At 54.8% G+C, this 21,135-nt stretch carries 15 protein-coding genes and 2 pseudogenes; 7 read left to right on the top strand and 10 right to left on the bottom strand.

Annotated features, from left to right (window positions below):
* Positions 1 to 112: 112 nt before the first annotated feature.
* Positions 113 to 3,400, bottom strand: a complete 3,288-nt coding sequence (locus RHM56_RS15070) for an EAL domain-containing protein (protein ID WP_322233420.1) — start codon at positions 3,398 to 3,400, stop codon at positions 113 to 115.
* Positions 3,401 to 3,457: 57 nt separating this feature from the next.
* Complete coding sequence (locus tag RHM56_RS15065; protein WP_322233418.1) at positions 3,458 to 4,351, bottom strand: LysR family transcriptional regulator; 894 nt, start codon at positions 4,349 to 4,351, stop codon at positions 3,458 to 3,460.
* Between the two features lie 132 nt (positions 4,352 to 4,483).
* Between RHM56_RS15065 and leuC the strand changes: the two genes are divergently transcribed.
* The 5 genes from leuC (at position 4,484) to asd (ending at position 9,684) form a co-directional block, all read left to right on the top strand.
* Positions 4,484 to 5,902, top strand: coding sequence for a 3-isopropylmalate dehydratase large subunit (gene leuC, locus RHM56_RS15060; protein WP_322233416.1), 1,419 nt, complete (start codon positions 4,484 to 4,486; stop codon positions 5,900 to 5,902).
* 10 nt (positions 5,903 to 5,912) lie between these two features.
* Positions 5,913 to 6,557 carry a 3-isopropylmalate dehydratase small subunit gene (gene leuD, locus RHM56_RS15055; RefSeq protein ID WP_322233414.1) on the top strand — a complete coding sequence of 215 codons (645 nt, stop codon included), beginning with the start codon at positions 5,913 to 5,915 and terminating at the stop codon, positions 6,555 to 6,557.
* A gap of 24 nt (positions 6,558 to 6,581) precedes the next feature.
* The gene (locus RHM56_RS15050; protein WP_322233412.1) at positions 6,582 to 7,349 is read left to right on the top strand and encodes a class I SAM-dependent methyltransferase; all 768 of its coding nucleotides are present in this window, start codon (positions 6,582 to 6,584) and stop codon (positions 7,347 to 7,349) included.
* A gap of 71 nt (positions 7,350 to 7,420) precedes the next feature.
* Positions 7,421 to 8,503: a 3-isopropylmalate dehydrogenase gene (gene leuB, locus RHM56_RS15045; RefSeq protein WP_322233410.1), complete on the top strand. Its 1,083-nt coding sequence runs from the start codon at positions 7,421 to 7,423 to the stop codon at positions 8,501 to 8,503.
* A 68-nt stretch (positions 8,504 to 8,571) separates the two neighbouring features.
* Positions 8,572 to 9,684, top strand: a complete 1,113-nt coding sequence (gene asd, locus RHM56_RS15040) for an aspartate-semialdehyde dehydrogenase (RefSeq protein ID WP_322233408.1) — start codon at positions 8,572 to 8,574, stop codon at positions 9,682 to 9,684.
* A gap of 204 nt (positions 9,685 to 9,888) precedes the next feature.
* On the opposite strand, the pseudogene RHM56_RS15035 reads toward asd, so the two are convergent.
* The 8 genes and pseudogenes from RHM56_RS15035 to RHM56_RS15000 form a co-directional block, all read right to left on the bottom strand.
* A pseudogene (locus RHM56_RS15035) lies at positions 9,889 to 10,203 on the bottom strand (transposase); the annotation flags it as partial.
* Positions 10,204 to 10,728: 525 nt separating this feature from the next.
* A complete protein-coding gene (locus RHM56_RS15030) occupies positions 10,729 to 10,890 on the bottom strand; it encodes a hypothetical protein (RefSeq protein ID WP_322233406.1) in 162 nt (53 codons plus the stop codon).
* A 190-nt stretch (positions 10,891 to 11,080) separates the two neighbouring features.
* Positions 11,081 to 11,386: a hypothetical protein gene (locus RHM56_RS15025; RefSeq protein ID WP_322233404.1), complete on the bottom strand. Its 306-nt coding sequence runs from the start codon at positions 11,384 to 11,386 to the stop codon at positions 11,081 to 11,083.
* Positions 11,387 to 11,477: 91 nt separating this feature from the next.
* Positions 11,478 to 11,753 (bottom strand): annotated as a pseudogene (locus RHM56_RS15020) (IS630 family transposase); the annotation flags it as partial.
* 210 nt (positions 11,754 to 11,963) lie between these two features.
* On the bottom strand, positions 11,964 to 12,455 hold the full coding sequence (locus tag RHM56_RS15015; RefSeq protein WP_322233402.1) for a hypothetical protein: 492 nt from the start codon (positions 12,453 to 12,455) through the stop codon (positions 11,964 to 11,966).
* A gap of 105 nt (positions 12,456 to 12,560) precedes the next feature.
* Complete coding sequence (locus RHM56_RS15010) at positions 12,561 to 13,439, bottom strand: tetratricopeptide repeat protein (RefSeq protein WP_322233400.1); 879 nt, start codon at positions 13,437 to 13,439, stop codon at positions 12,561 to 12,563.
* Positions 13,439 to 14,731 (bottom strand): phospholipase D-like domain-containing protein, encoded by a 1,293-nt coding sequence (locus RHM56_RS15005; protein ID WP_322233398.1) that lies wholly within the window; start codon positions 14,729 to 14,731, stop codon positions 13,439 to 13,441. Before RHM56_RS15005 ends, RHM56_RS15010 begins: the two co-directional genes overlap by 1 nt.
* Positions 14,697 to 14,930 (bottom strand): hypothetical protein, encoded by a 234-nt coding sequence (locus RHM56_RS15000; RefSeq protein ID WP_416194858.1) that lies wholly within the window; start codon positions 14,928 to 14,930, stop codon positions 14,697 to 14,699. The genes RHM56_RS15005 and RHM56_RS15000 overlap by 35 nt, the downstream gene beginning before the upstream one ends.
* Before the next feature lie 386 nt (positions 14,931 to 15,316).
* Between RHM56_RS15000 and RHM56_RS14995 the strand changes: the two genes are divergently transcribed.
* Positions 15,317 to 19,987, top strand: a complete 4,671-nt coding sequence (locus tag RHM56_RS14995) for a dermonecrotic toxin domain-containing protein (RefSeq protein ID WP_322233396.1) — start codon at positions 15,317 to 15,319, stop codon at positions 19,985 to 19,987.
* Positions 19,988 to 20,113: 126 nt separating this feature from the next.
* Positions 20,114 to 21,124, top strand: coding sequence for an aspartate-semialdehyde dehydrogenase (locus RHM56_RS14990; protein WP_322233394.1), 1,011 nt, complete (start codon positions 20,114 to 20,116; stop codon positions 21,122 to 21,124).
* The last annotated feature ends 11 nt before the right edge of the window (positions 21,125 to 21,135 follow it).

Raw genomic sequence — 21,135 nt, 5'->3', positions numbered from 1 at the left:
TTGCACCCTGCGCTTAGGGTTTACGATCGCTTCGCCATCGGACGTAGCCTCGCGGTGCTCGGCAACTGCTACGAAATCGGCTTGCTATACGCCACAGAATCTCCCACGGGGTTTATGGTCCCTTTTGCAACAACGCCCGAAATTGCGCCAAAGGCACTGGCCGACTGTGCAGGTAGCCTTGGTACAAATGGCAGTCCAGCGTCTGCAAAAATTTCAATTGCGCCAATTGCTCAACCCCTTCAGCCACCACCGTCAGCCCCAAACTGTGCGCCATGGCGACAATCGCGCGGACGATTTCGGCATCGTTGGGGTCATGAATGGCCTCCCGCACGAACGATTGATCAATCTTCAAGGTATCGACCGGCAAGCGCTTGAGGTGCGTGAGCGATGAGTAGCCGGTGCCAAAATCGTCCATCGCAAAGCTGGCACCCAAGGCAATCAGGTGGTGCATTTTTTCGATCGTGTCTTCCAGGTTCTGAATCACGATGCCTTCGGTGACTTCAAGCTTGAGCATCGAATAGGGCAGGTGGTGGTGCAGCAAGCTGCGTTGCACCCGTTCGGCGAAGTCGCTTTGCAGAAATTGGCGCGGGCTGATATTGACGCACAGGCTGAAATCCTCTGGGTCGATCAGGCCTTCACGCAGTAACTCACTGAACGAGCGGCAGGCTTCATCGAGAATCCAGGTGCCGACTTCCAGTATCAAGCCGCTGTCTTCCAGGATTTTGATGAATTCACTCGGCGACTGTGGCCCCAATTGCGGGTGCTGCCAGCGCAGCAAGGCTTCGGCGCCGACGATGCGGTGGGTGCGGGCGTCGACTTGCGGTTGAAAGTGCAGGGTGAATTCATTGCGTGCCAAGGCTGTGCGCAGATCGCTTTCCATGCGCATGCGCTCGCTGGCCGCCGTCTGCATATCAAAGTGAAACAGTTGCGTGGTGTTGCGTCCCGAGTCTTTGGCCCGGTACAGCGCAATGTCGGCGCGCTTGAGCAGGTCAGCTGGGGTTGAGCCGTGATCGGGAATCAGAGCGATGCCAATACTTGGGGTGACTTGCAGGCGCTGACCGTCGAGAAACATCGGTTCGGCCAGCAACTCACGCACGTTGTCGGCGATGCTGCACACCGATTGTGTGACCTCTTCCAGCGAGCCGTTAAGACCGGTAAGCAACACCACAAACTCGTCACCGCCCAGACGGGCCACGGTGTCCTCGCTGCGCACGCTGGCCTCCAGGCGCGCGGTGATGATGCGCAATACCGAGTCGCCCACCGGGTGCCCCAGCGAGTCGTTGATGTGTTTGAAGTGGTCCAGATCCAGAAACAACAGCGCGCCGCGCAGATCATGGCGTTTGAGCAGCGAGGTTTGCTGGCTGAGGCGGTCCATGAGCAGTGCGCGGTTGGGCAGGTTGGTCAAGGGATCGTGGTAGGCCAGATGCCTGACTTGGGCCTGCGCGGCTTTCAGCTGGCTGATATCGCGCGCGGTCAACAGCAGGCATGGCGTGGTATCGAGGGTAATGAGTTCGATTGAAACCTCGACATTGAGCATGTCCCCGCGTTTGGAGCGGCCGAGCACTTCCCGGTTGCTGATGCGGCCCTTTTCCCGCAGTTCATCGAGCAGCGCGTCGCGCTTTGAGCTGTCTCCCCAAATCCCCAATTCATAAGGGCTGCGGCCAATAACTTCGGCGCTGCTGTAGCCCGTTAAACGGCTGAACCCGTCATTGACTTCCAGGTAGCAGCCGGTGGCGAGTTCGCTGATGGTGATGGCGTCGGGGCTGGAGTGGAAGGCCTTGGCGAATTTCTCTTCGCTGGTTTTAAGCGCCGCCTCGGCGCGCTGTTGCTGGGTGATGTCGCGCAGCGTGGTGACGACGCACGGTTGGCCGTCGACTTCAATGTGGCGGCTGGACATTACGCAGGTCAGCAATTCGCCTTTTTTGTGGTGCAAGGTGATGGCGGTATTGTTCTGCGCCGGGGCACGAATAATGCGCTGCAACTGGCGTAAATGATGGGCGCTGGCGTCGCTAAGGGCGCTGCTGGTGTCGGCGTCGTCTTGCAGGTCGGCCACGGTCCAGCCAAAGGTCTGGGTGAAACTGGTGTTGATTTCGATGAAGTGCGCGCTGTCTGCCAGCATCACGCAAATAGGGTCGGGACTGGTCTGGAACACACTGGCGAATTTTTCTTCGGAAGCGCTCAGGCGTTGCTCGCGCTCTACCTGGTCGGTGATGTCGAGCAAGGTCCCGGCCATGCGCAAGGGCGCGCCAGCCTCATCGCGGTAAAGCCGGGCGCGGCTTTCGAGGTAGCGCGAGGTGCCGTTGACTAACGGCACGCGGTACGTCAGTTGGTAATTGCCTGCGGGCCCTTCGCGCAATGAGCGGTAGGCGTTGCGCATGCGGAAACGCCCTTCTTCGGGTACACCCTCAAAAAAAGCATCGAAAGATTCGTTGAACGGTTCGGGTGGCAAGCCATGCAATTGCGCTGCACGGGCCGAGCCGTAGAGGCGGCCACTGGGGATGTGCCAGTCCCAGGTGCCCAACTGGGCGGAGTCGAGTGCCAGGTCCAGGCGCTCCTGGCTGTCGATCAGTGCTTGTTCGGCCTCTTTGCGATTGCGGTTGTCAACGAAGGTGCTGACCAGATAGGCCTCACCTTCCAGTTCGACTTTTTGTGCGCTGAGGAGGCCGTCATGCAATTGCCCGTTGCGCCCGGCCAATTGAACTTCCATGTTGATCGGCGTGCTGTATTCGTTAACCGCCTCGATAAATTGCAGGCGTTGCTCAATATCGGGCCAAAGCCCCAGTTCTACGGTGGTGCGGCCAATGGCTTCAGCGGCGGTCCAGCCCAGCAGCTTTTCGAAATAATGGTTGGCCTCACTGATCAGTCCGTCTTCGATGCGCACCAGCAACACCATGTGCGGCGACAACTGAAAGAGCGTGGCAAAGCGTTGTTCAGAGTTGTTGAGTGCTTGCTGGCGCTGGCGCTGCTGGGTGACTTCGCGGATCACGCCCATCATGCGTGGCTTGGCATTTTCGCCGGGGATCAAGCTGCCACGGATTTCCAGCCAGTGCAGGCTGCCATCGGGCCAGCGCACGCGGTGATGGATGAGCTTTTGCAGCGGTGCGCCGTTAATGATCGCTTGAAAGGCCCGCTGGGCTTTGGGCCAGTCGTCAAAGGGCAGGGTGCGCAATTGCCCAAGGTTGCTGGGCAGCCCTTGTTGCGAGTCAAGCCCGAACAGGCTGTGCACACCACTCGACCAATGTATATGGCCACTCTCCAGCTCCCAGCACCAGGCCCCCAGTTGCGCGGCGTTCAGCGCATCAAGCAAGTGCGTGGCACTCAGCCAGTCATGTTCCTGCGTTTGCAAATCGACGTTTGCCAAACCTGTAAGGGGTAGCACAGCGTCTGTGGTGTTTGCCATGAACTGCGATCCTTCAGCTGGAAATCTTGAGAACTGTCCGTGTTTTCGCCTGTGTTTTCAGGGTTGCTCAGTGTGCAGCGTGTCGACCTGACTATCTAGCAGCGTCATGAAGGCGTGTGCGGCATTCGACAACGTTCGTTCGGTGTGCACGATATAGCCTAGCTGGCGCGTCAGTTGAATGCTCGGCAAGGCGATCGACGCCACTTGCTCATCGAGCATGGTGCGCGGCAACACGCTCCACGCCAGGCCGATGGAGACCATCATTTTGATGGTCTCCAGGTAGTTGGTGCTCATGGCGATGTTGGGCGTCAAGCCCTGGCCTTCAAACAGGCGCTGCACAATATGGTGGGTGAAGGTGTTGCCGCCCGGAAACACGGCTGGATGGTGCGCAATGTCGGCCAGGCTGACAGCGGCCTGGCGGGTCAGGCTGTGCTCGGGCGCGACCACGAAATCCAGCGGGTCATCCCACACAGGAACGGCACGGATCAGCGAATGTGGCTCTGGTGCCAGGGTGATAACCGCCAGTTCGGCGCGGCCGTGCAGAATTTCTTCGTAGGCAACTTCTGAATCGAGGAACTGAATATCGAGCGCGACCTTGGGGTAAGTCCGGGTGAACTCGCGCAACAAGGGCGGCAAACGGTGCAGGCCGATATGGTGACTGGTGGCCAGCGTGAGGCGCCCGCTGACCTCGCCATTGAGGTTGTTCAGCGCCCGTCGGGTGTCATCCAGCACGTTGAGAATCTGGTACGCCCGTGGCAGTAACGCCCGGCCCGCCTCGGTCAAACTGACTTCGCGGCCCAGCCGGTCAAACAGCCGCAGCTTGAGTTGCTGCTCGATGCTGGCGATGCGTTTACTGATCGCAGGCTGGGTCAAGAACAACCGTTCGGCAGCCCCGGAGAAGCTTCCGGTTTCAGCAATGGCGATGAAGGCGTTGAGATTCGCGAGATCCATCTATTCGAATTCCTGTTGGTTATCCAAAGCATAAAAATTATGAATTTGAGTTATTCACTGTAACCCCATAGGATCGACCTCACAAGCCAAGTGGTTATTGGCACAGAAAGTAGCTGATGAGGAAACCGTCTGATGGCCGGCAAAACGCTCTACGACAAGCTCTGGAATTCGCATTTGGTCAAGCAGCGCGACGATGGTTCGGCGCTGATCTACATCGACCGCCATATCATTCACGAAGTGACTTCGCCGCAAGCCTTCGAAGGCCTGCGTCTGGCAGGGCGCAAGCCTTGGCGCATCGATGCCAACATTGCGACTCCGGATCACAATGTACCGACCACGCCAGAGCGTAAAGGCGGGATCGAAGCGATTGCTGACCAGGTGTCCCGTTTACAGGTGCAAACCCTGGACGACAACTGCGACGAGTACGGCATTACCGAATTCAAGATGAACGACGTGCGCCAAGGCATCGTCCACGTGATTGGCCCGGAGCAGGGCGCGACCTTGCCAGGCATGACGGTGGTCTGCGGCGACTCGCACACCTCGACCCACGGCGCGTTTGGTGCCCTGGCTCACGGCATCGGTACCTCTGAGGTTGAGCACGTGCTCGCCACACAGTGCCTGGTGGCCAAAAAAATGAAAAACATGCTGGTTTTGGTGGAAGGTCAATTGCCGTTCGGCGTGACCGCCAAGGACATCGTGTTGGCTGTGATCGGCAAAATCGGTACGGCGGGCGGCAATGGTCACGCCATCGAGTTCGCCGGTAGCGCGATTCGCGAGTTGTCGGTTGAAGGCCGCATGACCATTTGCAACATGTCGATCGAAGCCGGGGCCCGTGTGGGTCTGGTGGCGGCTGATGAGAAAACCGTGGCTTACGTCAAGGGTCGGCCGTTTGCCCCCAAAGGTGCTGAATGGGACCTGGCGGTAGAAGCCTGGAAAGATCTGGTCTCGGATGCCGACGCGCAGTTCGACACCGTCGTTGAACTGGATGCCGCGCAGATCAAACCACAAGTCAGCTGGGGCACCTCGCCTGAAATGGTCTTAGCGGTGGATCAGAACGTGCCGGACCCGGCGCAGGAAGCGGATCTGGTCAAGCGAGGCTCGATTGAGCGCGCCTTGAAGTACATGGGCTTGAGCGCCAATCAGGCGATCACCGATATTCAGCTGGACCGTGTGTTCATCGGTTCGTGCACCAACTCGCGGATTGAAGACTTGCGCGCTGCGGCCGTGATTGCCAAAGGCCGCAAAGTGGCGTCGACCATCAAGCAGGCGATTGTGGTGCCGGGTTCGGGCCTGGTTAAGGCACAGGCTGAGTCGGAAGGGCTGGACAAGATCTTTTTGGAAGCCGGTTTTGAATGGCGTGAGCCAGGTTGCTCAATGTGTCTGGCGATGAACCCGGACCGCCTGGAATCGGGTGAACACTGCGCATCGACCTCCAACCGCAACTTCGAAGGCCGTCAGGGTGCCGGTGGTCGTACTCACCTGGTAAGCCCGGCCATGGCCGCCGCCGCCGCTGTAAACGGTCGTTTCATCGACGTCCGTGAATTGATCTAAGGAGCGCAGCATGAAAGCTTTTACCCAGCACACCGGGCTTGTCGCACCTTTGGATCGCGCCAACGTCGACACCGATCAGATCATTCCCAAGCAGTTTTTGAAGTCGATCAAGCGCACCGGTTTTGGCCCGAACCTGTTTGATGAGTGGCGTTATCTGGACGTGGGGCAACCTTACCAGGACAACTCCAAGCGTCCGCTGAACAAAGACTTTGTGCTCAACGCCGAGCGCTATCAGGGCGCCAGCGTGTTGCTGGCCCGTGAGAACTTCGGCTGTGGTTCCAGCCGTGAACACGCCCCTTGGGCGCTCGAAGAGTACGGCTTTCGCAGCATCATCGCGCCGAGCTACGCCGACATCTTCTTCAACAACAGCTTCAAGAACGGCCTGTTGCCGATCATCTTGAGCGATGCCGAAGTCGATGAACTGTTTGCCCAGGTTGAAGCCGAGCCGGGTTACCAGCTCAGCATTGACCTTGAAGCGCAAACCGTGACCCGGCCCGACGGCAAGGTGTTGAGCTTTGAAATCGATGCGTTCCGCAAGCACTGCCTGCTCAACGGCCTCGACGACATCGGCTTGACCTTGCAAGACGGCGATGCAATTGCCGCCTTTGAAAGCAAGCACCGCGCGAGCCAGCCTTGGTTGTTTCGCGACGCGTAATCAATGATCACAAAGGACGTCACCATGACCCGCTCCGCCCAGCACAGTCAGGTTGTACAGAAACAATTCGGTGAACAGGCTGCGGCCTATTTGAGCAGCGCCGTGCACGCGCAAGGCACTGAATTTGGCCTGCTGAAAGCCGAGCTGGCTGATAAGCCTGCGGCGCGTCTACTGGACCTGGGCTGCGGTGCGGGTCATGTCAGTTTTCACGTTGCGGCGCTGGTTAAAGAGGTGGTCGCCTATGACCTGTCTCAGCAAATGCTTGATGTGGTCAGTTCGGCCGCCGCTGATCGCGGGCTGAACAACATCAGCACCGTGTGCGGCGCGGCCGAGCGTTTGCCGTTTGCCGATGGCGAATTTGACTACGTGCTCAGCCGTTATTCGGCGCACCACTGGAGCGATCTCGGCCAGGCCCTGCGCGAAGTGCGCCGAGTGCTCAAGCCGGGTGGCGTAGCCGCCTTTATTGATGTGTTGTCGCCGGGCAGCCCGTTGTTTGACACCTACTTGCAGAGTGTTGAAGTGCTGCGTGACACCAGTCACGTGCGTGATTATTCGGCGGGCGAGTGGCTGCGTCAGGTCAATGAGGCCGGTTTGCAAGTGCGCAGCACACAGCGTCAGCGTTTGCGTTTAGAGTTCACCTCCTGGATTGAGCGCATGCGTACGCCGCCGGTGATGAGCGCGGCCATTCGCGAGCTGCAACAGTCGATGGGCACCGAAGTGCGCGAGTACTTTGAAATTGCCGCCGATGGCTCGTTCAGTACCGATGTACTGGTGCTGTGGGCTGAGAAGTAATTCAGGTCAGTTATTCAGAACATTTTCAGGGTGCGCCTGCGGGGGCATCAACCGACAAGAAAGAGGAACACATGAGCAAGCAGATTCTGATTCTCCCAGGCGACGGTATTGGCCCAGAAATCATGGCTCAAGCGGTAAAAGTGCTTGAGTTGGCCAATGACAAGTTCCAGCTCGACTTTGAGCTGACCCACGACGTGATCGGTGGCGCGGCCATCGACAAGCACGGCGTGCCGCTGGCAGACGAGACCCTGGAGCGCGCTCGTGCCGCTGACGCTGTATTGCTGGGCGCTGTGGGTGGCCCGAAGTGGGACACTATCGAGCGTGACATTCGCCCTGAGCGCGGCCTGCTGAAAATTCGTGCGCAACTGGGCCTGTTCGGCAACCTGCGTCCGGCGATTCTGTACCCGCAACTGGCCGAAGCGTCGAGCCTCAAGCCGGAAATCGTTTCGGGCCTGGACATTCTGATCGTTCGTGAATTGACCGGCGGTATCTATTTCGGCTCGCCACGCGGCACCCGCGAGCTGGAAAACGGCGAGCGCCAGGCTTTCGACACGCTGCCGTACAGCGAGAGCGAAATCCGTCGCATCGCCCGTGTCGGTTTCGACATGGCCCGTGTGCGTGGCAAAAAGCTGTGCTCGGTCGACAAAGCCAACGTATTGGCCTCCAGCCAACTGTGGCGTGAAGTGGTTGAGCAAGTGGCCAAGGACTACCCGGACGTTGAACTGAGCCATATGTACGTCGATAACGCGGCCATGCAACTGGTGCGTGCACCCAAGCAGTTCGACGTGATCGTGACCGACAACCTGTTCGGCGACATCCTGTCCGACCAGGCTTCGATGCTCACCGGCTCTATCGGCATGCTGCCGTCGGCGTCCCTGGACACCAATAATAAAGGCATGTACGAGCCGTGCCACGGTTCGGCCCCGGACATCGCCGGGCAGGGCATTGCCAACCCGCTGGCAACCATTTTGTCGGTCTCGATGATGCTGCGTTACAGCTTCAATCAGCAGGCTGCCGCTGACGCCATCGAGAAGGCCGTAAGCCTGGTTCTGGACCAGGGATTGCGTACCGGCGACATCTGGTCGACCGGTTGCACCAAGGTTGGAACACAGGAAATGGGTGACGCAGTAGTCGCGGCGCTACAGAATCTGTAATCTCTCGGGCCCGTTACTTCCTGTTGGTGGAAGTAACGACCCCACTTTTTGTTAAAGGTGTAGTTGCGATGAAACGTGTAGGTCTGGTCGGTTGGCGCGGTATGGTTGGTTCCGTGCTCATGCAGCGGATGCTGGAAGAGCAGGATTTCGATCTTATTGAACCGGTGTTTTTCACTACCTCCAATGTCGGTGGACAAGGTCCGTCCGTGGGCAAAGATATTGCCCCGCTGAAGGATGCTTACAACATTGAAGAGTTAAAAACCCTCGATGTGATCCTGACTTGCCAAGGCGGCGACTACACCACTGAGGTGTTCCCGAAGCTGCGTGAAGCGGGCTGGCAAGGTTACTGGATTGATGCAGCGTCAAGCCTGCGCATGCAGGATGATGCGGTCATTGTTCTGGACCCGGTCAACCGCAAGGTGATCGACCAGCAACTGGACGCGGGCACCAAAAACTACATCGGCGGCAACTGCACCGTCAGCCTGATGCTGATGGGCCTGGGCGGCTTGTTTGAGGCGGGTCTGGTGGAGTGGATGAGCGCCATGACGTATCAGGCGGCCTCGGGCGCCGGTGCGCAGAACATGCGTGAGCTGATCAAGCAAATGGGCGCGACCCACGCCGCGGTTGCCGATCAACTGGCTGATCCGGCCAGCGCGATCCTCGACATCGACCGTCGTGTGGCCGAAGCCATGCGCAGCGACGCTTACCCGACTGAAAACTTTGGTGTGCCATTGGCCGGCAGCTTGATCCCATGGATCGACAAAGAGCTGCCAAACGGTCAAAGCCGCGAAGAATGGAAAGCGCAAGCCGAAACCAACAAGATCCTGGGCCGCTTCAAAAGCCCGGTTCCGGTGGACGGTATCTGCGTGCGTATCGGTGCAATGCGTTGCCACAGCCAGGCGCTGACCATCAAGCTGAACAAAGATGTGCCAATCGCCGACATCGAAGGCCTGATCAGCCAGCACAACCCTTGGGTCAAGCTGGTACCGAATCAGCGTGAAATCAGCATGCAAGAGCTGAGTCCGACCAAGGTGACAGGCACCTTGAACGTGCCTGTTGGCCGTCTGCGCAAGCTGAACATGGGTTCGCAGTTCCTCGGTGCCTTCACCGTGGGCGACCAGTTGTTGTGGGGTGCGGCTGAGCCGTTGCGCCGCATGCTGCGGATCTTGCTGGAGCGTTGATTCGCTGATGCATCACAAAAAGCCGTGTCTTCTGCAAAGAAACACGGTTTTTTGTGGTGCGCCAGGCATGGCGCTGTTCAGCTCGCTATGGTGGTGAGTCGAACGACTTGGAGGTGAAAGTCCTGTACACACCCGGCAAGGGGAAGTGTTAGGCAAAGGTAAGCTAAGCGCTTTGAATGCGGGGTTTATGGGGCGCTTACAATTGATTTTCATAAGGCGCAGCTTGCCCGCGATTTGGTCGGTAGAAAAGCGTTCTCGAAGCAAGTGGATACCCAGCTCAAAGCGCTCATTGCCCATGGTCAACTTCTTGACGGGGCGACAGACCACGCGGCGCCTGCGGATAAAGAGTTGAGCTTCATGAGCCGAATAACCGGTAATGAGTTCATTTAGACGAAGCTCACGACTGATAGTGGATGGGCTACGGCCCAGCATCCGGGCTATTTCGCGTTGACTGAGGTCCTTATATTGCCCGACTTGAATGGTCGCACGCTCTTCAATGCTGAGTTCTGTATAGGACATGGCGGCACCTTACCGGAGGGGGAGGTGTTGCACTCAGTTTTCGCGGCCGCCATGAATCATTCCCTTGATAGAGGTCGTGAGAGGTGAAGTGTTGAGCTCTTCATATTTCATACTCTGCGTCCATTACATGCCTTGCATTTCTGAAGATTTCTACAGACTAACTCTCTCCATCAATAAGATGCTCATAAAAGGAACGATCTTTAGCCCACTCACGTATTACTAGAGAGGTGTGAAATTCTCCGTTCCTACCCGTTGTACTAGTTAAGAACCAAGATTTTGATAAGCGGTTATCTATGACTTTAAAAAAAGCACTTGAATAAGGCTTCGGATACTCGCTGTCCTCATCAACGCACGCATAAAACCAAGGATAGTTATCCCTAAGTTCGATTCCGTATACAGTGTATATTTTCCCGATTTCTAAATCAGTTTCGCCGTCAGATCTGCGCATGTATTTTGAGGTGTTGTTCAAAATGCAAAGCTCATTGATTTTGAATCTGTTATTTATTTCACATAATACTTTCATGGTTAAAATTCTCCAGGGGGTACTGAAGGGTCATTATCCCAAGGCTTTACATTGTCATTACTGTGCTTTTTGAATTTAAAGTCCATTAATTTTCCTGTTTTAGGGTCTTTAACATAATGAACAACTGAGTCTCGACCATTTTTGGACTTGATCTTCAATTCCATTTTGTATATTCCTGAATATCGGGGGTCACTCAAGTTAGCCATGATTTCCTCTCCCTCACCTGAGTAGGCAACTTTTAGTGTCATTTGATCCTGAATACGTTTAGGTTCTGCACCACTTTGGCCAGATAACAATCTCTCGTATAACAATTTGTATTGTCTACAAGATATATCTTAATAATGAAAATAATATCTAGTCAGCTTCTTGCGGAGGCTCCCAAGTGATTAGCTGGCTAACGTGCCTTTCAATGTCGTCCATATCGTCCTCTCCGAGAGATGGATCAAAGGAGTCGCTTAGTATTTTTCGAACCTTCGCGAGCCTCTGCGTGACATGCTTTCGATCTATAAATTTAGTCGTAGCGTGCTGATATTTATCAGTAGATTTATCTATATAATAGCTCCCTATTTTGTGCAGGGAAATCAGTATGAATTCCAGTTCTGCAAGTGCTTTGAGAGCAGATTCACCGCTTAGTGTTATCTTCTTATTTGCTTCGATCATTATTTTCGCCTTGTGAATTTCGGGTTTGAAAGCTTTATATTGCCTTTGATTGTGAGCTCTACAGATCCATACCTGGGGCTTTTGATTTTCTCTAGTGTGCTGTCTCAGAATTATTGACCCCGTTTGCCTGTGAGGCCAACGCCTCGCGGGCGCGCTGGATTTTGCTCAATTTATCTCCCCCTTTTGCACTCCATACGTACCGAGTCGGCTGTGCATTTCGCAGTGCCAGGAACGCTGTAATCGAAGCTTCCAACTCACGCACAGAACTGAAGCTGCCGTCACGCAGATACACCGTGATGTCGCGGAAAAAGCGTTCGACCATGTTCGTCCACGAACTGGAGGTCGGCGTGAAATGCATGTGGACACGTGAACAGCCTTGCGCGGCTAATAAAATTACACGCGCTCGACGACCATCACGTTGGTGGATGGTGGCAGATCTGACACGATGGCTGAGTTCGACAAACTCTTCTGGAGTAAGGGTTATGCCCTGGCGAGTGCTGGCTGATTGCACAAATATTGCCAGTCAGGCGGATATCTTATTTCTGAGACTGCACACTAGTCGACTGTTGTAAAAGGTTTACTCCTGCGGCCAGTTTGATTTAGTCGCTGGGGTAGGTCTCGCAGGAGGTGCAGGCATATCGGTATTTATAATGTCCTGATCGGGTGTTCTTTGACGTTTCATTTGTTTAAAGAAGTCGTAGGCAAAGAAAATGCATACGTTGGCAGTGCTTGCGGCCACTAAACACAGTAGAAATAAACGCTCAAAGTTAACTTCAGGCACGTTGTAAGGCGATCCAGTGATACTGGCCACAATAGTCAGCAAATACATCTTTGCGGTAAACGTTGCGGTAAATATAACCCCGAGAACTAATGAACAGCCCAGAGAAGATGCCCAGTTCATGCGGATAGAGTTGAAATGCTTTTGGTTATGCCCCACTAACAAAATGGGAACACATACAGTCAGTGCAGCGGCCATGGCAATACCTAACAATGTCGACACAGGAAGAAATAGGTTAGCCAACATGGCCAGCGCTGAATAGATCACATAAAACAAGGTATTAGTCTGCATGGAGTTCTCTCATAAGGGGCGCACGTGTCAAACCTCAAGGTCTACCTTAGATGATTTGATAGGTAGGTCGTGAGGTAAAAAAATAAGGCACTTCTATTTTTAATGTTATTGATCAGGCTTCCAGTCGGGCCTTTCTGCGTCAAAACCTTGAGTCGGATGTGGCGGAAGTGGGTGGTCTTTCATGAGTGTGGGGAAGCGTAGGTCGGGGTCAGCCTTTAGTTGTTGGTAGTAGCCGTTATACAGCTGGTTTAGATGCTCTTGCGGGGTGTACCACAGAGCCATATGTTGGGGTGTTTTTTTATCAAACACACTCGCCATGTAAAAAGCTGCATCAATATTTCCTCGCGACAGAGCTATTTGGTAGTTAATTAAAGATTTGGGGAAGTTCTTGGTGACGGATTCATGATACATGCCTAATTCATAGTTGGCAGGCGAATAACCTTGTTCTGCGGCGCAATGCGTATATTCAAGGCCCAACACCTCTTTATTGGCGACATAAATATATAGCTTTCCTAGTTGTGTGAGTGCGGGTGGATTTCCCATCTTGGCGGCTTTGCCCAGGTATGTAAGTCCGTCTGTCGCAGGATTAGTAATCCCAGCCTTATTGCCAATCATGGCTCCCATATTGTAAAAGCCTTGTGGGATATTGAGTTCTATCATTCGCCGATAGAGATCTATCGTTCTTTGAGTGTCTTTTTCAACACCGCCCGGCCAGCCAGTTCGATATAGCGCAGCAAGATTGTGCATGGCCTTCCAATGATTACGCTCAATTGCTTTTTCATACAACTCAACAATATGGTGCCAAGGCCTTAAGGTATCTGGTTTGGCTAACTGTACTGCTTCTCGATACCATGCGTCAGCCACAGGATCGAGTAGTGGCAGATAGTCTTTTTCATGAATGCATACAAACGAACTACTCTCAGCCATTGCTGGGGCTCCGAAGTTTAATGCGATTAACAGTACGCCAGATTTAAAAATAAACATTAGTCCACCGTAAAATCCGGGCTATAGGGAGTGACAACATCCCAAAAGCGTTGTAAGTGAGAGGCCAGCGGGTAGCCTTTGTTTTTTGCTCGCCAGTTGATTTTCATCATTTTGTTCCACAGCAGGTAATTGCCCACGGAAGAAGATTTAACCTCCCCCGCATGCATCCCCCACAACTTTTCCCTCAACGACTTCGCCAACTCGGGATTTGGCTGCGCAATGCCCAACTCCGAATCACTGTGCATGCTACGGATGTTGATATTGGCGGAGCTAAGCAATGTGTAAACGTCGTCCACCAACAGCAGTTTTGAGTGCACGTAGATGTGTTTGTAACGGGCTTTTAGCCTTGGCGCGTTGAGTATGGCTTCGGCCTCTGATGACAAGCGTGTAGGCGGCGGGCTACCGGGCGCTGGGTCACTGGTGGCGAGGGTTGCAATGACGACTTTCAGGCCCGGAATGTCGCTCAGTTGAAACGGTTTATCGTCATTTTCGTCGATGTGTTCCGCCAATCCGGGGATGTCGTCCGGTTGCTGGTCGCGCATACGCTCTTCAACCTGAGTGCTCACACCTTGGTCGCGCAGGGCCTGAATTTTATCTTGCAGTCGCTCAATACTTTTAAGCCGGTTGAGGTTCGCGAACGGTGATGAATGCGCATTGGCGCTATTGTTTAGTCGTTCAATTTGCTCTTGATATTCGCTCAAACTTTCGGACAAGTCTCGCTGCACTTGCGGCATTAGTTGTTCCTGCCCCAGTGCTTGAAGCATCTCGTAGGTGGTGGCTGAAGCCGTTTTTGAGTCGGGAGTATTGGTAACCACAAACAGGTGCAGGTCTCCCGGAACACCTCGGGCTTTTCGGGTACTGGCAATGTCACCCAAGCGTTTGGCAAAGTCCGGATAACGGAAATACTGGTTTTCCATGTACACGTAGTCGGTGGCGTTGCCGATGGCCTTGAGGTAGTGCTCCAAAATCGAGGTTTCTTTGTCTTGCGGCTGGGTGCGGCAGACCTGTGCAACGCTGTGGGCGGCGCGTGTCGCGACCCCAGGGACAGGCAGTGTATTGCGCTCAGCTTGCAGCGATTCGTAGCCAAACCAGCGGTTGTACCAAGGCTTTTCCAAGTCCCAGGCTTGGGAAAAGTTATGGCTCAAGTCGGTGAGCACCGGGCCATTGACCTTCATCGAAATGTCTTGCCAAGGGCCAAAACCCAAGTCGCGGCCAGCACTGCGGTCGTCAAACAAATGGGCGTCGGTGTCCCAATAGTTACGATGAATGGATGTGCCCGTGAATGCCCACACCCTCGGCGGCATAGGCCAGAAAGGCGGGGGTGTGCAGCAGCGCCACCAGGTCCAGATCAGAGCGCTCACTGACGAGTACCAGCTCAAAGGCGTAGGGCGTGCTGATGGCTTCTTTGCCGGTGAACGACAGGACCTGAAGCTCGTCAGCAAAGCCATCAAGGGTCAGGCTGAAACGAAACGGGGGCTGTGAGCGTGACATCCGCGATTCCTTGCGCTGCGGTCGTCCTGATGTAACAAAACGTCAGGTTTTTCGGTGCGCAAGTGTGCAAGGACGGTGTAGAGGCTGGATGTAGGGCGAGTCTATGCCGGCCAAGGCTTTAGGCGAATATTGGGTAGGAGTTTGGAGGTGTTAGATGTAGTCCGTATGAGGGTGCCCTTGATTTTGTGTGACCGGGATTTCTATTAAACCGTTAACAGCCGATCTTCAAACTGAATACGGAAGCGATTTAAAGCTGCTTTCCAGTCCCGGATCTTCTGTCTCAGCCGCCATGATTTGATATATCCATCTAGCACCTTTCCTTGCAGCGTCCGCGCGTAAATGCGTGATCGGCCACACGACCGATCACCATTTAACGAGGACTTTTTATGTCTACGCCCACCACGCCCCTCCCATCCGCTTTAACGGCAAATGCTGTCAGGGCACAGTTTGCCGGTCGCCCGACCTTGGAAGGTGTCACCCGGCAGTTGCTTGCAGCGGCATTTTCCGAAAAATACCCCACCCTGAAGATTGACCTGGCGCGTACCCGACTGGCCGTGCCCCGAGTGGGAGGTGGCTGGGAATTGCAGCCATTCGTGGCACGGGTCATGGATTACCTGGCCAACGGTAATGTGCTGAATCTCGAGATGATCGATGGTCAGTCCTACTATCTATGCGATGACGCACCCAATTGGCTAGAGCCTGATTTGCTTGATATGAAGGTCATTGACGCCTTGGTAAGGGAATTGACCTGGACGGTGCCCGCAGGTTTTCAAAATGCGCTGGCTGAGTATTGGTCCGGCCAGGCAGATACGGGTGTCAGCCGCTGGCGCTGGTTCAGCGATGTGCTCAAGGACACGCTGAGCATTGGTTTGATCCAGCAAGAGGATCTGAGTGACTTGGCGCGTGAAACCATCAACCAAGTGATTCTGTGCCCTGATCGAGAAGGGCGAGTACTCCAATACGGTGAGCACTGCGCGCAGGTTTATTGCCTGGAATCCACACTCATCGGCACGCAAGCCAGCAGTACCCGGCTGACTTCATCCATCGTGCTGGTACGCGCCCACCTGGTGCTTATGTGTCGGCCTAATGGCACTGTCAAATCGTTTCCCAGCGTCGACGCAGCCATCGAATACGGCGGGCAGCGCATGGGCGCAGCTTATGTGGCTGATGAAGTCCGTATCAAGCGTTACGAACTCGAGGGCAATGTATTCGACGTTCAAGCCGCGATCATTTTGGGTAGGCAGCTGGAGAGCCTGGGCGCTCTGAAATTGCCTGCGCGCGTCGGGGTCGAGGCGCTGCAAACGGTGTGTCTGAACCTCAGTGAACCCGCGCAGTACTTGCTCGCTGCGCCTGCGACAGATGGTCGTGCGGTCGATATGCTTAACGCTCATTTACCTGATTGGTTGAGGCAGGCATCTGCCGCCGAGCAATCCCAGTACCGCCAATACAGCCTGGCCTTGGCTCGCGCCAAGAAAAGCAGCCAGGGCCGTACCTTTCTCAGCGGTATTGCAGATATTCGCTCATTTGCGATCGATGTCTTGACGCAGCAGATGCAGCTCGACCAGGAGCGTCTGGAGCTTGATTCATCCCGCCATGTCTCTGTCGAGGCGTTTAACCCTGATCATGTCGAGTTGACATTCTTTTCCGCAGCCGGCTTCCCCAATGCGATCCCTGTCACTGAAACGGTGATCATGAGCCTGACCGAGCTTGCGCTGAAAAACCTGGTGGGGCGGCCGGAGGGGGTGTTAAGCCTGAAACATTCACACGGGCTGGCATTGCCTGTTTGGCTGACGCCCGACTACATCATCAGCAGCAATGGTCTGATTGAGCGGGTGGACATCGGCAAGGTGTATCCAGAGAGGCTCCAGAGTCTGCTGTTAGGCACTACGAGTGATGCGCGCAAGCGTGAACAATTGTTTGCGGAGCAAATCAGTGCGTATTTGCCCTTGCAGGCGTTGGAACTCAGTCTCAAGAAGGAAAACGGCCTCAGCCCGCACGGAGCACGCTATGTCGCAGCCTTGATGCAGAGCGACGCTGCCGACCGTCAGGTCGATGGCGTGCCGGTGGTCATTCGGCATCTGGCAATGGTCCGCAAGTCTGGCGCAGCCCCGGATGTGGTCAACAATATGTTCATCATTGAACCCGCGGATATGAGTGTCGGCCCGCACCTGCTCTATCGGCCGTTCTACCATCAAGCGCTGCATGAATTCGCCACTCGCGCCGCGCTGCTGGAGGCGGTTGCTCAGCCGGGAGAGCTGCAAACCAGTGTGCTGGTCTGGTTGAGCAACGTCGCCCGCCCGATCTACGACAATGGCGGTTTCCAGGAGCCCCATTACGTACGTTTTGGACTGGGCAGCGATTTCTCGCCTCTGGAAGTGCCGCAACCTGCCACGCTGTCTGTCGATGGCGCCAGCGACGAGTTGTTGCAATATTTGCACAACGGCAAGCTATTGCAGTTTCTCTATATCAGCAATGCAAGTGCTCTGGTGAGTCAGGCTGAAAGAGACTCTGTATCCAACACCGAAAGCCGCTGGGGTGTGTTGCTTGAACGAACCAACCTGATCTTCAACCTCGTGCTGCTGCCTTTTTTGAGTGTTCCCACTCTGCTGACTGTAGGGCTATCAGTCATGCTGCTGGCAGCCATCAAGGACATTCCGGCACTCAACAGCCAAGATCCGATCACTCGCGAGCTTGGGCTGGTCGATCTACTGCTTAATCTGGCCATGGTGCTGTTCCCGCTCCCAGCGTCGGTTCCCGCACGCCCATTGCTGGCCGATGGTGTCAGGGAGCAGGTGGTGAAACCTCGGGCACCTGAACGCAGCGCTGACCGGTGGCCAGAACTGCCATCGCCGCGTGTGAGTGCAGGAGCGGTTGCCTTTCCAGGTGAATTGCCTGATGTACAGAGCACGCCTCTGGATTTCAGTTTTGCCAGTTCTCAAAATCGGTTGACGCCCAATCAAAGGAAAATGCTGTCCCGTTTCGAGGTCAATAAGCCTGCCCAAATGCCGCAGCCGATCTTGCACAACCCACGTGCTGATGAGCCTCGCAAGGGGCTTTATGTGATTGACAATAAATGGCATGCCTTGGTTGAAGACACGTTGTATGAGATCGATGTAGGGCTCGAAGGCGTCGTGATTGTTGACCCCGCGGACGGCAATCATTTTGGCCCCTATTTGAAGTCCAGTGGGGACGGTCGATGGTCCCTGGATTTGCGCCTGCGTTTATCTGGCGGCATGCCGAAGGCTCGATTGCAGGCTTTGCGTGAGACAAAAAACGCGCGAAGACAGGAACTGCTGGACCAGTGGGAAAAGCTCAACGAAGAGACGCCGAAGATGAATGCAACATTCCAGGTCTCGATATCCGTGATGGAGCGTGCTGAAAAAGATCCACGTTTTACTGAAGAACAACGCAGTGTGTATCGCCGTAAAGCCGAGAGTGCCACCCAGCAATTGATCGACTCATACCTTCTGTTGCTGGCGAATCTCGATGAGTTCAAAAGCCTGTTTCCGGATGTAAAGAAATACGATATTGATGACCGCATATTGGCTCTGGCGACTGAATGCAACCATCTTCTGGTTATTTATGACCATGACTTGAAGGGTGTTCCTTTTAGAGTATTGGAGATGGCTAGCAGCTCTAACACTCTACGGTTTGATCAGGTCATGAAGGCCTATATCGATATTTATGAAAAGATGATTGCCACGCTTGAACTCAGGGCTCGCTATCTGGAACGTCTGGATCAGGCGGGGATGCAACGGTATGAGAGTTCTCTCGAAGACGTGAGTCTCAAGAGAACCAACGTGGATTTTTATGATGTCTCGATTAAAAATTCTTATTTGAATTGGTTGATAAAACCCAGTGTTAAAGAGTGGCAACGTAATACGGCGTTGGTTGAAACGCTGGAGGGGCTCGTCACGCCGGTGAGAAAACTTATCAGTACTCATGTGGAGCTCAATACGTTTGATTTCAGCAGCGGTGAAAGCCTGGAGGTAGTGAGCAGTCTCGTCGATTTCTATGCTCAATCGCTGGATGCCTTGCGCGGCTTGGGTATTCTCAGGGCGGATGAGTTGGACAGCGTTTTTTTCAACAAAATAATCACGATGCTGGATGGCCTTTACCAAGACGTCGCAAAAAAAATGGCTGCCGAGATTAAACCGGGTGCCAAGGCGGCTGAATTGCCGGACAAGCCCCACCGTGCGCCGACAACGGGTGCCCCAAAACGAATTATTAAAACCCGCAACAGTGGGCGGTTGATTGGCAAGTTAATACCGGCGGGGGGCGAGTGGCCTGTTGAAGTCGTCGAAGTTCGGTCTGAAGAAAACGATCAGCTACTCGGCACTTATTCAGAACACGGCGAGGTTTGGGACGAAATAAAAGTAGTGACGCCTATGGCCCCTTCCGCCACACGGCCCCTCGATATCCTCAAAGGTGAGGCTCGCAAAGGCTACGCTGACCTCGATAAGCATCTGCGCAGGGCTGAGGAATATAAAAAAATTTCCAGATACCCACAGGAAGTTCAAGAAGTTCTTCAGCACGAGGCAGATCGCCTCAATCGCTTGGCGGCAGAACTCAGCAAAGCCATCGATGCTCAGCCTCTAAATACAGTTGTGCAATCGGACCTGGTCTTGGTCGAAAACCTGCGCAGTGGCGCTACGCGCTTGACGGAGAAAGGCAAGGAACTGCGCATCCAGTTGAGCCTTGAATTGCCTCCCACTCACGGCAACCTTCAGTATCTGCTTGACCAAGACCGTGTGCAGATAGCGGGGTTGGGTGCGCGGATAAAACTGGCCGGCGAACGTCAAGACTTCATTCAGGAATACGCGATCAATGACAAGAAGGGTGCCCCGCTTTGGTATGCCCACATTCACTATGCGGAGGCGGAAACGCCAAAGGAAAACTACGGCGTGGCCCATTTGAAGCTCAAGTCCCAACGCAGAGAAAGCTATTACTCGCAGCTCAAAAAGTCGAAAAGCCCTCAGGCCACCGTCAACGTGTATCACGGCGTGATCGGCAAAGACCTTGTAGAGCGCTGGTTTTTGCCCCTTGATAATCATTAATGCACGCCAGCATGCGACTGCAACGCAGTCGTAAGGCTATGGCGTCACCTCATCCACCGCTTTAATTGCCTGGCTTACGCCGGGCAGTTAAAGTGCGCCTCCCCACGTTTCGCCTGAGGTAGATCCATGAACCAGTCCTTTGATATCGCCGTCGTCGGCGCCACCGGCACTGTCGGCGAAACTATTGTGCAAATCCTTGAAGAACGCGACTTCCCGGTTGCGAACTTGCATCTGCTGGCCAGTAGCGAGTCGGCCGGCAGTTCGGTGCCGTTTCGAGGTAAAAACGTCAGAGTGCGTGAGGTCGACGAGTTCGACTTCAGCAAAGTCCAATTAGTTTTTTTTGCGGCGGGGCCTGCCGTGTCTTTGAGCTTTGCGGCCAAAGCCAATGCCGCTGGCTGCAGGGTGATCGACTTGTCGGGCGCACTGCCTTCAGCCCAGGCGCCACAGGTGGTACCTGAGTCCAATGCACAGATTTTGGCCGGTTTGCCAAAGCCGGTACAAATCAGCAGTCCAAGCCCATCTGCCACCGCCCTGGCCGTGGTGCTGGCGCCGTTGCGCGGCGTGGTCGATATACAGCGGGTCACGGTAACGGCGTGTCTGGCGGTTTCGGCTCAAGGCCGTGAAGCTGTGTCCGAATTAGCCCGTCAGACCACCGCACTGTTGAATCTGCACCCGCTGGAGACCCGTTTCTTTGATCGCCAGATGGCCTTTAATGTGTTGGCGCAGGTTGGCAAGCCGGATACGCAAGGTCATGTGCCGTTGGAAAAACGCTTGGTCACAGAGCTGCGCGAAGTGCTGGGCATGCCTGGATTGAAGGTTTCGGTAACGTGCGTTCAAGCGCCGGTGTTTTTTGGCGATAGCTATAGTGTCTCGGTGCAGTTGGCTGCGCCCGTCGACCTGGATGCGGTGAATGCTGCCCTTGAAGCAGGCGACGGAATCGAACTGGTTGAAGCGGGCGATTACCCGACGGCGGTAGGGGATGCAGTCGGTCAGGATGTGGTGTATGTCGGCCGAGTACGTCACGGCGTGGATGACACCCGGGAACTAAATCTCTGGCTGACGTCAGATAACGTACGCAAAGGCGCCGCGCTGAATGCCGTGCAACTGGCTGAGTTGTTGATAAAAGACCCGCTGTAAAAGATACTTGG

It is taken from the genome of Pseudomonas sp. CCC3.1, from assembly GCF_034347405.1.
Lineage (GTDB): Bacteria > Pseudomonadota > Gammaproteobacteria > Pseudomonadales > Pseudomonadaceae > Aquipseudomonas.
The sequence above is the reverse complement of the archived record's forward strand: the minus strand, read 5'-3'. Positions and strand labels throughout refer to the sequence as shown.

Excerpts from the sequence above, each read along its gene's own strand:
- RHM56_RS15070 (WP_322233420.1), bottom strand. The coding sequence starts at position 3,400 with ATGGCAAACACCACAGACGCTGTGCTACCCCTTACAGGTTTGGCAAAC.
- RHM56_RS15065 (WP_322233418.1), bottom strand. The coding sequence starts at position 4,351 with ATGGATCTCGCGAATCTCAACGCCTTCATCGCCATTGCTGAAACCGGA.
- leuC (WP_322233416.1), top strand. The coding sequence starts at position 4,484 with ATGGCCGGCAAAACGCTCTACGACAAGCTCTGGAATTCGCATTTGGTC.
- leuD (WP_322233414.1), top strand. The coding sequence starts at position 5,913 with ATGAAAGCTTTTACCCAGCACACCGGGCTTGTCGCACCTTTGGATCGC.
- RHM56_RS15050 (WP_322233412.1), top strand. The coding sequence starts at position 6,582 with ATGACCCGCTCCGCCCAGCACAGTCAGGTTGTACAGAAACAATTCGGT.
- leuB (WP_322233410.1), top strand. The coding sequence starts at position 7,421 with ATGAGCAAGCAGATTCTGATTCTCCCAGGCGACGGTATTGGCCCAGAA.
- asd (WP_322233408.1), top strand. The coding sequence starts at position 8,572 with ATGAAACGTGTAGGTCTGGTCGGTTGGCGCGGTATGGTTGGTTCCGTG.
- RHM56_RS15030 (WP_322233406.1), bottom strand. The coding sequence starts at position 10,890 with ATGGAATTGAAGATCAAGTCCAAAAATGGTCGAGACTCAGTTGTTCAT.
- RHM56_RS15025 (WP_322233404.1), bottom strand. The coding sequence starts at position 11,386 with ATGATCGAAGCAAATAAGAAGATAACACTAAGCGGTGAATCTGCTCTC.
- RHM56_RS15015 (WP_322233402.1), bottom strand. The coding sequence starts at position 12,455 with ATGCAGACTAATACCTTGTTTTATGTGATCTATTCAGCGCTGGCCATG.
- RHM56_RS15010 (WP_322233400.1), bottom strand. The coding sequence starts at position 13,439 with ATGTTTATTTTTAAATCTGGCGTACTGTTAATCGCATTAAACTTCGGA.
- RHM56_RS15000 (WP_416194858.1), bottom strand. The coding sequence starts at position 14,930 with ATGTCACGCTCACAGCCCCCGTTTCGTTTCAGCCTGACCCTTGATGGC.
- RHM56_RS14995 (WP_322233396.1), top strand. The coding sequence starts at position 15,317 with ATGTCTACGCCCACCACGCCCCTCCCATCCGCTTTAACGGCAAATGCT.
- RHM56_RS14990 (WP_322233394.1), top strand. The coding sequence starts at position 20,114 with ATGAACCAGTCCTTTGATATCGCCGTCGTCGGCGCCACCGGCACTGTC.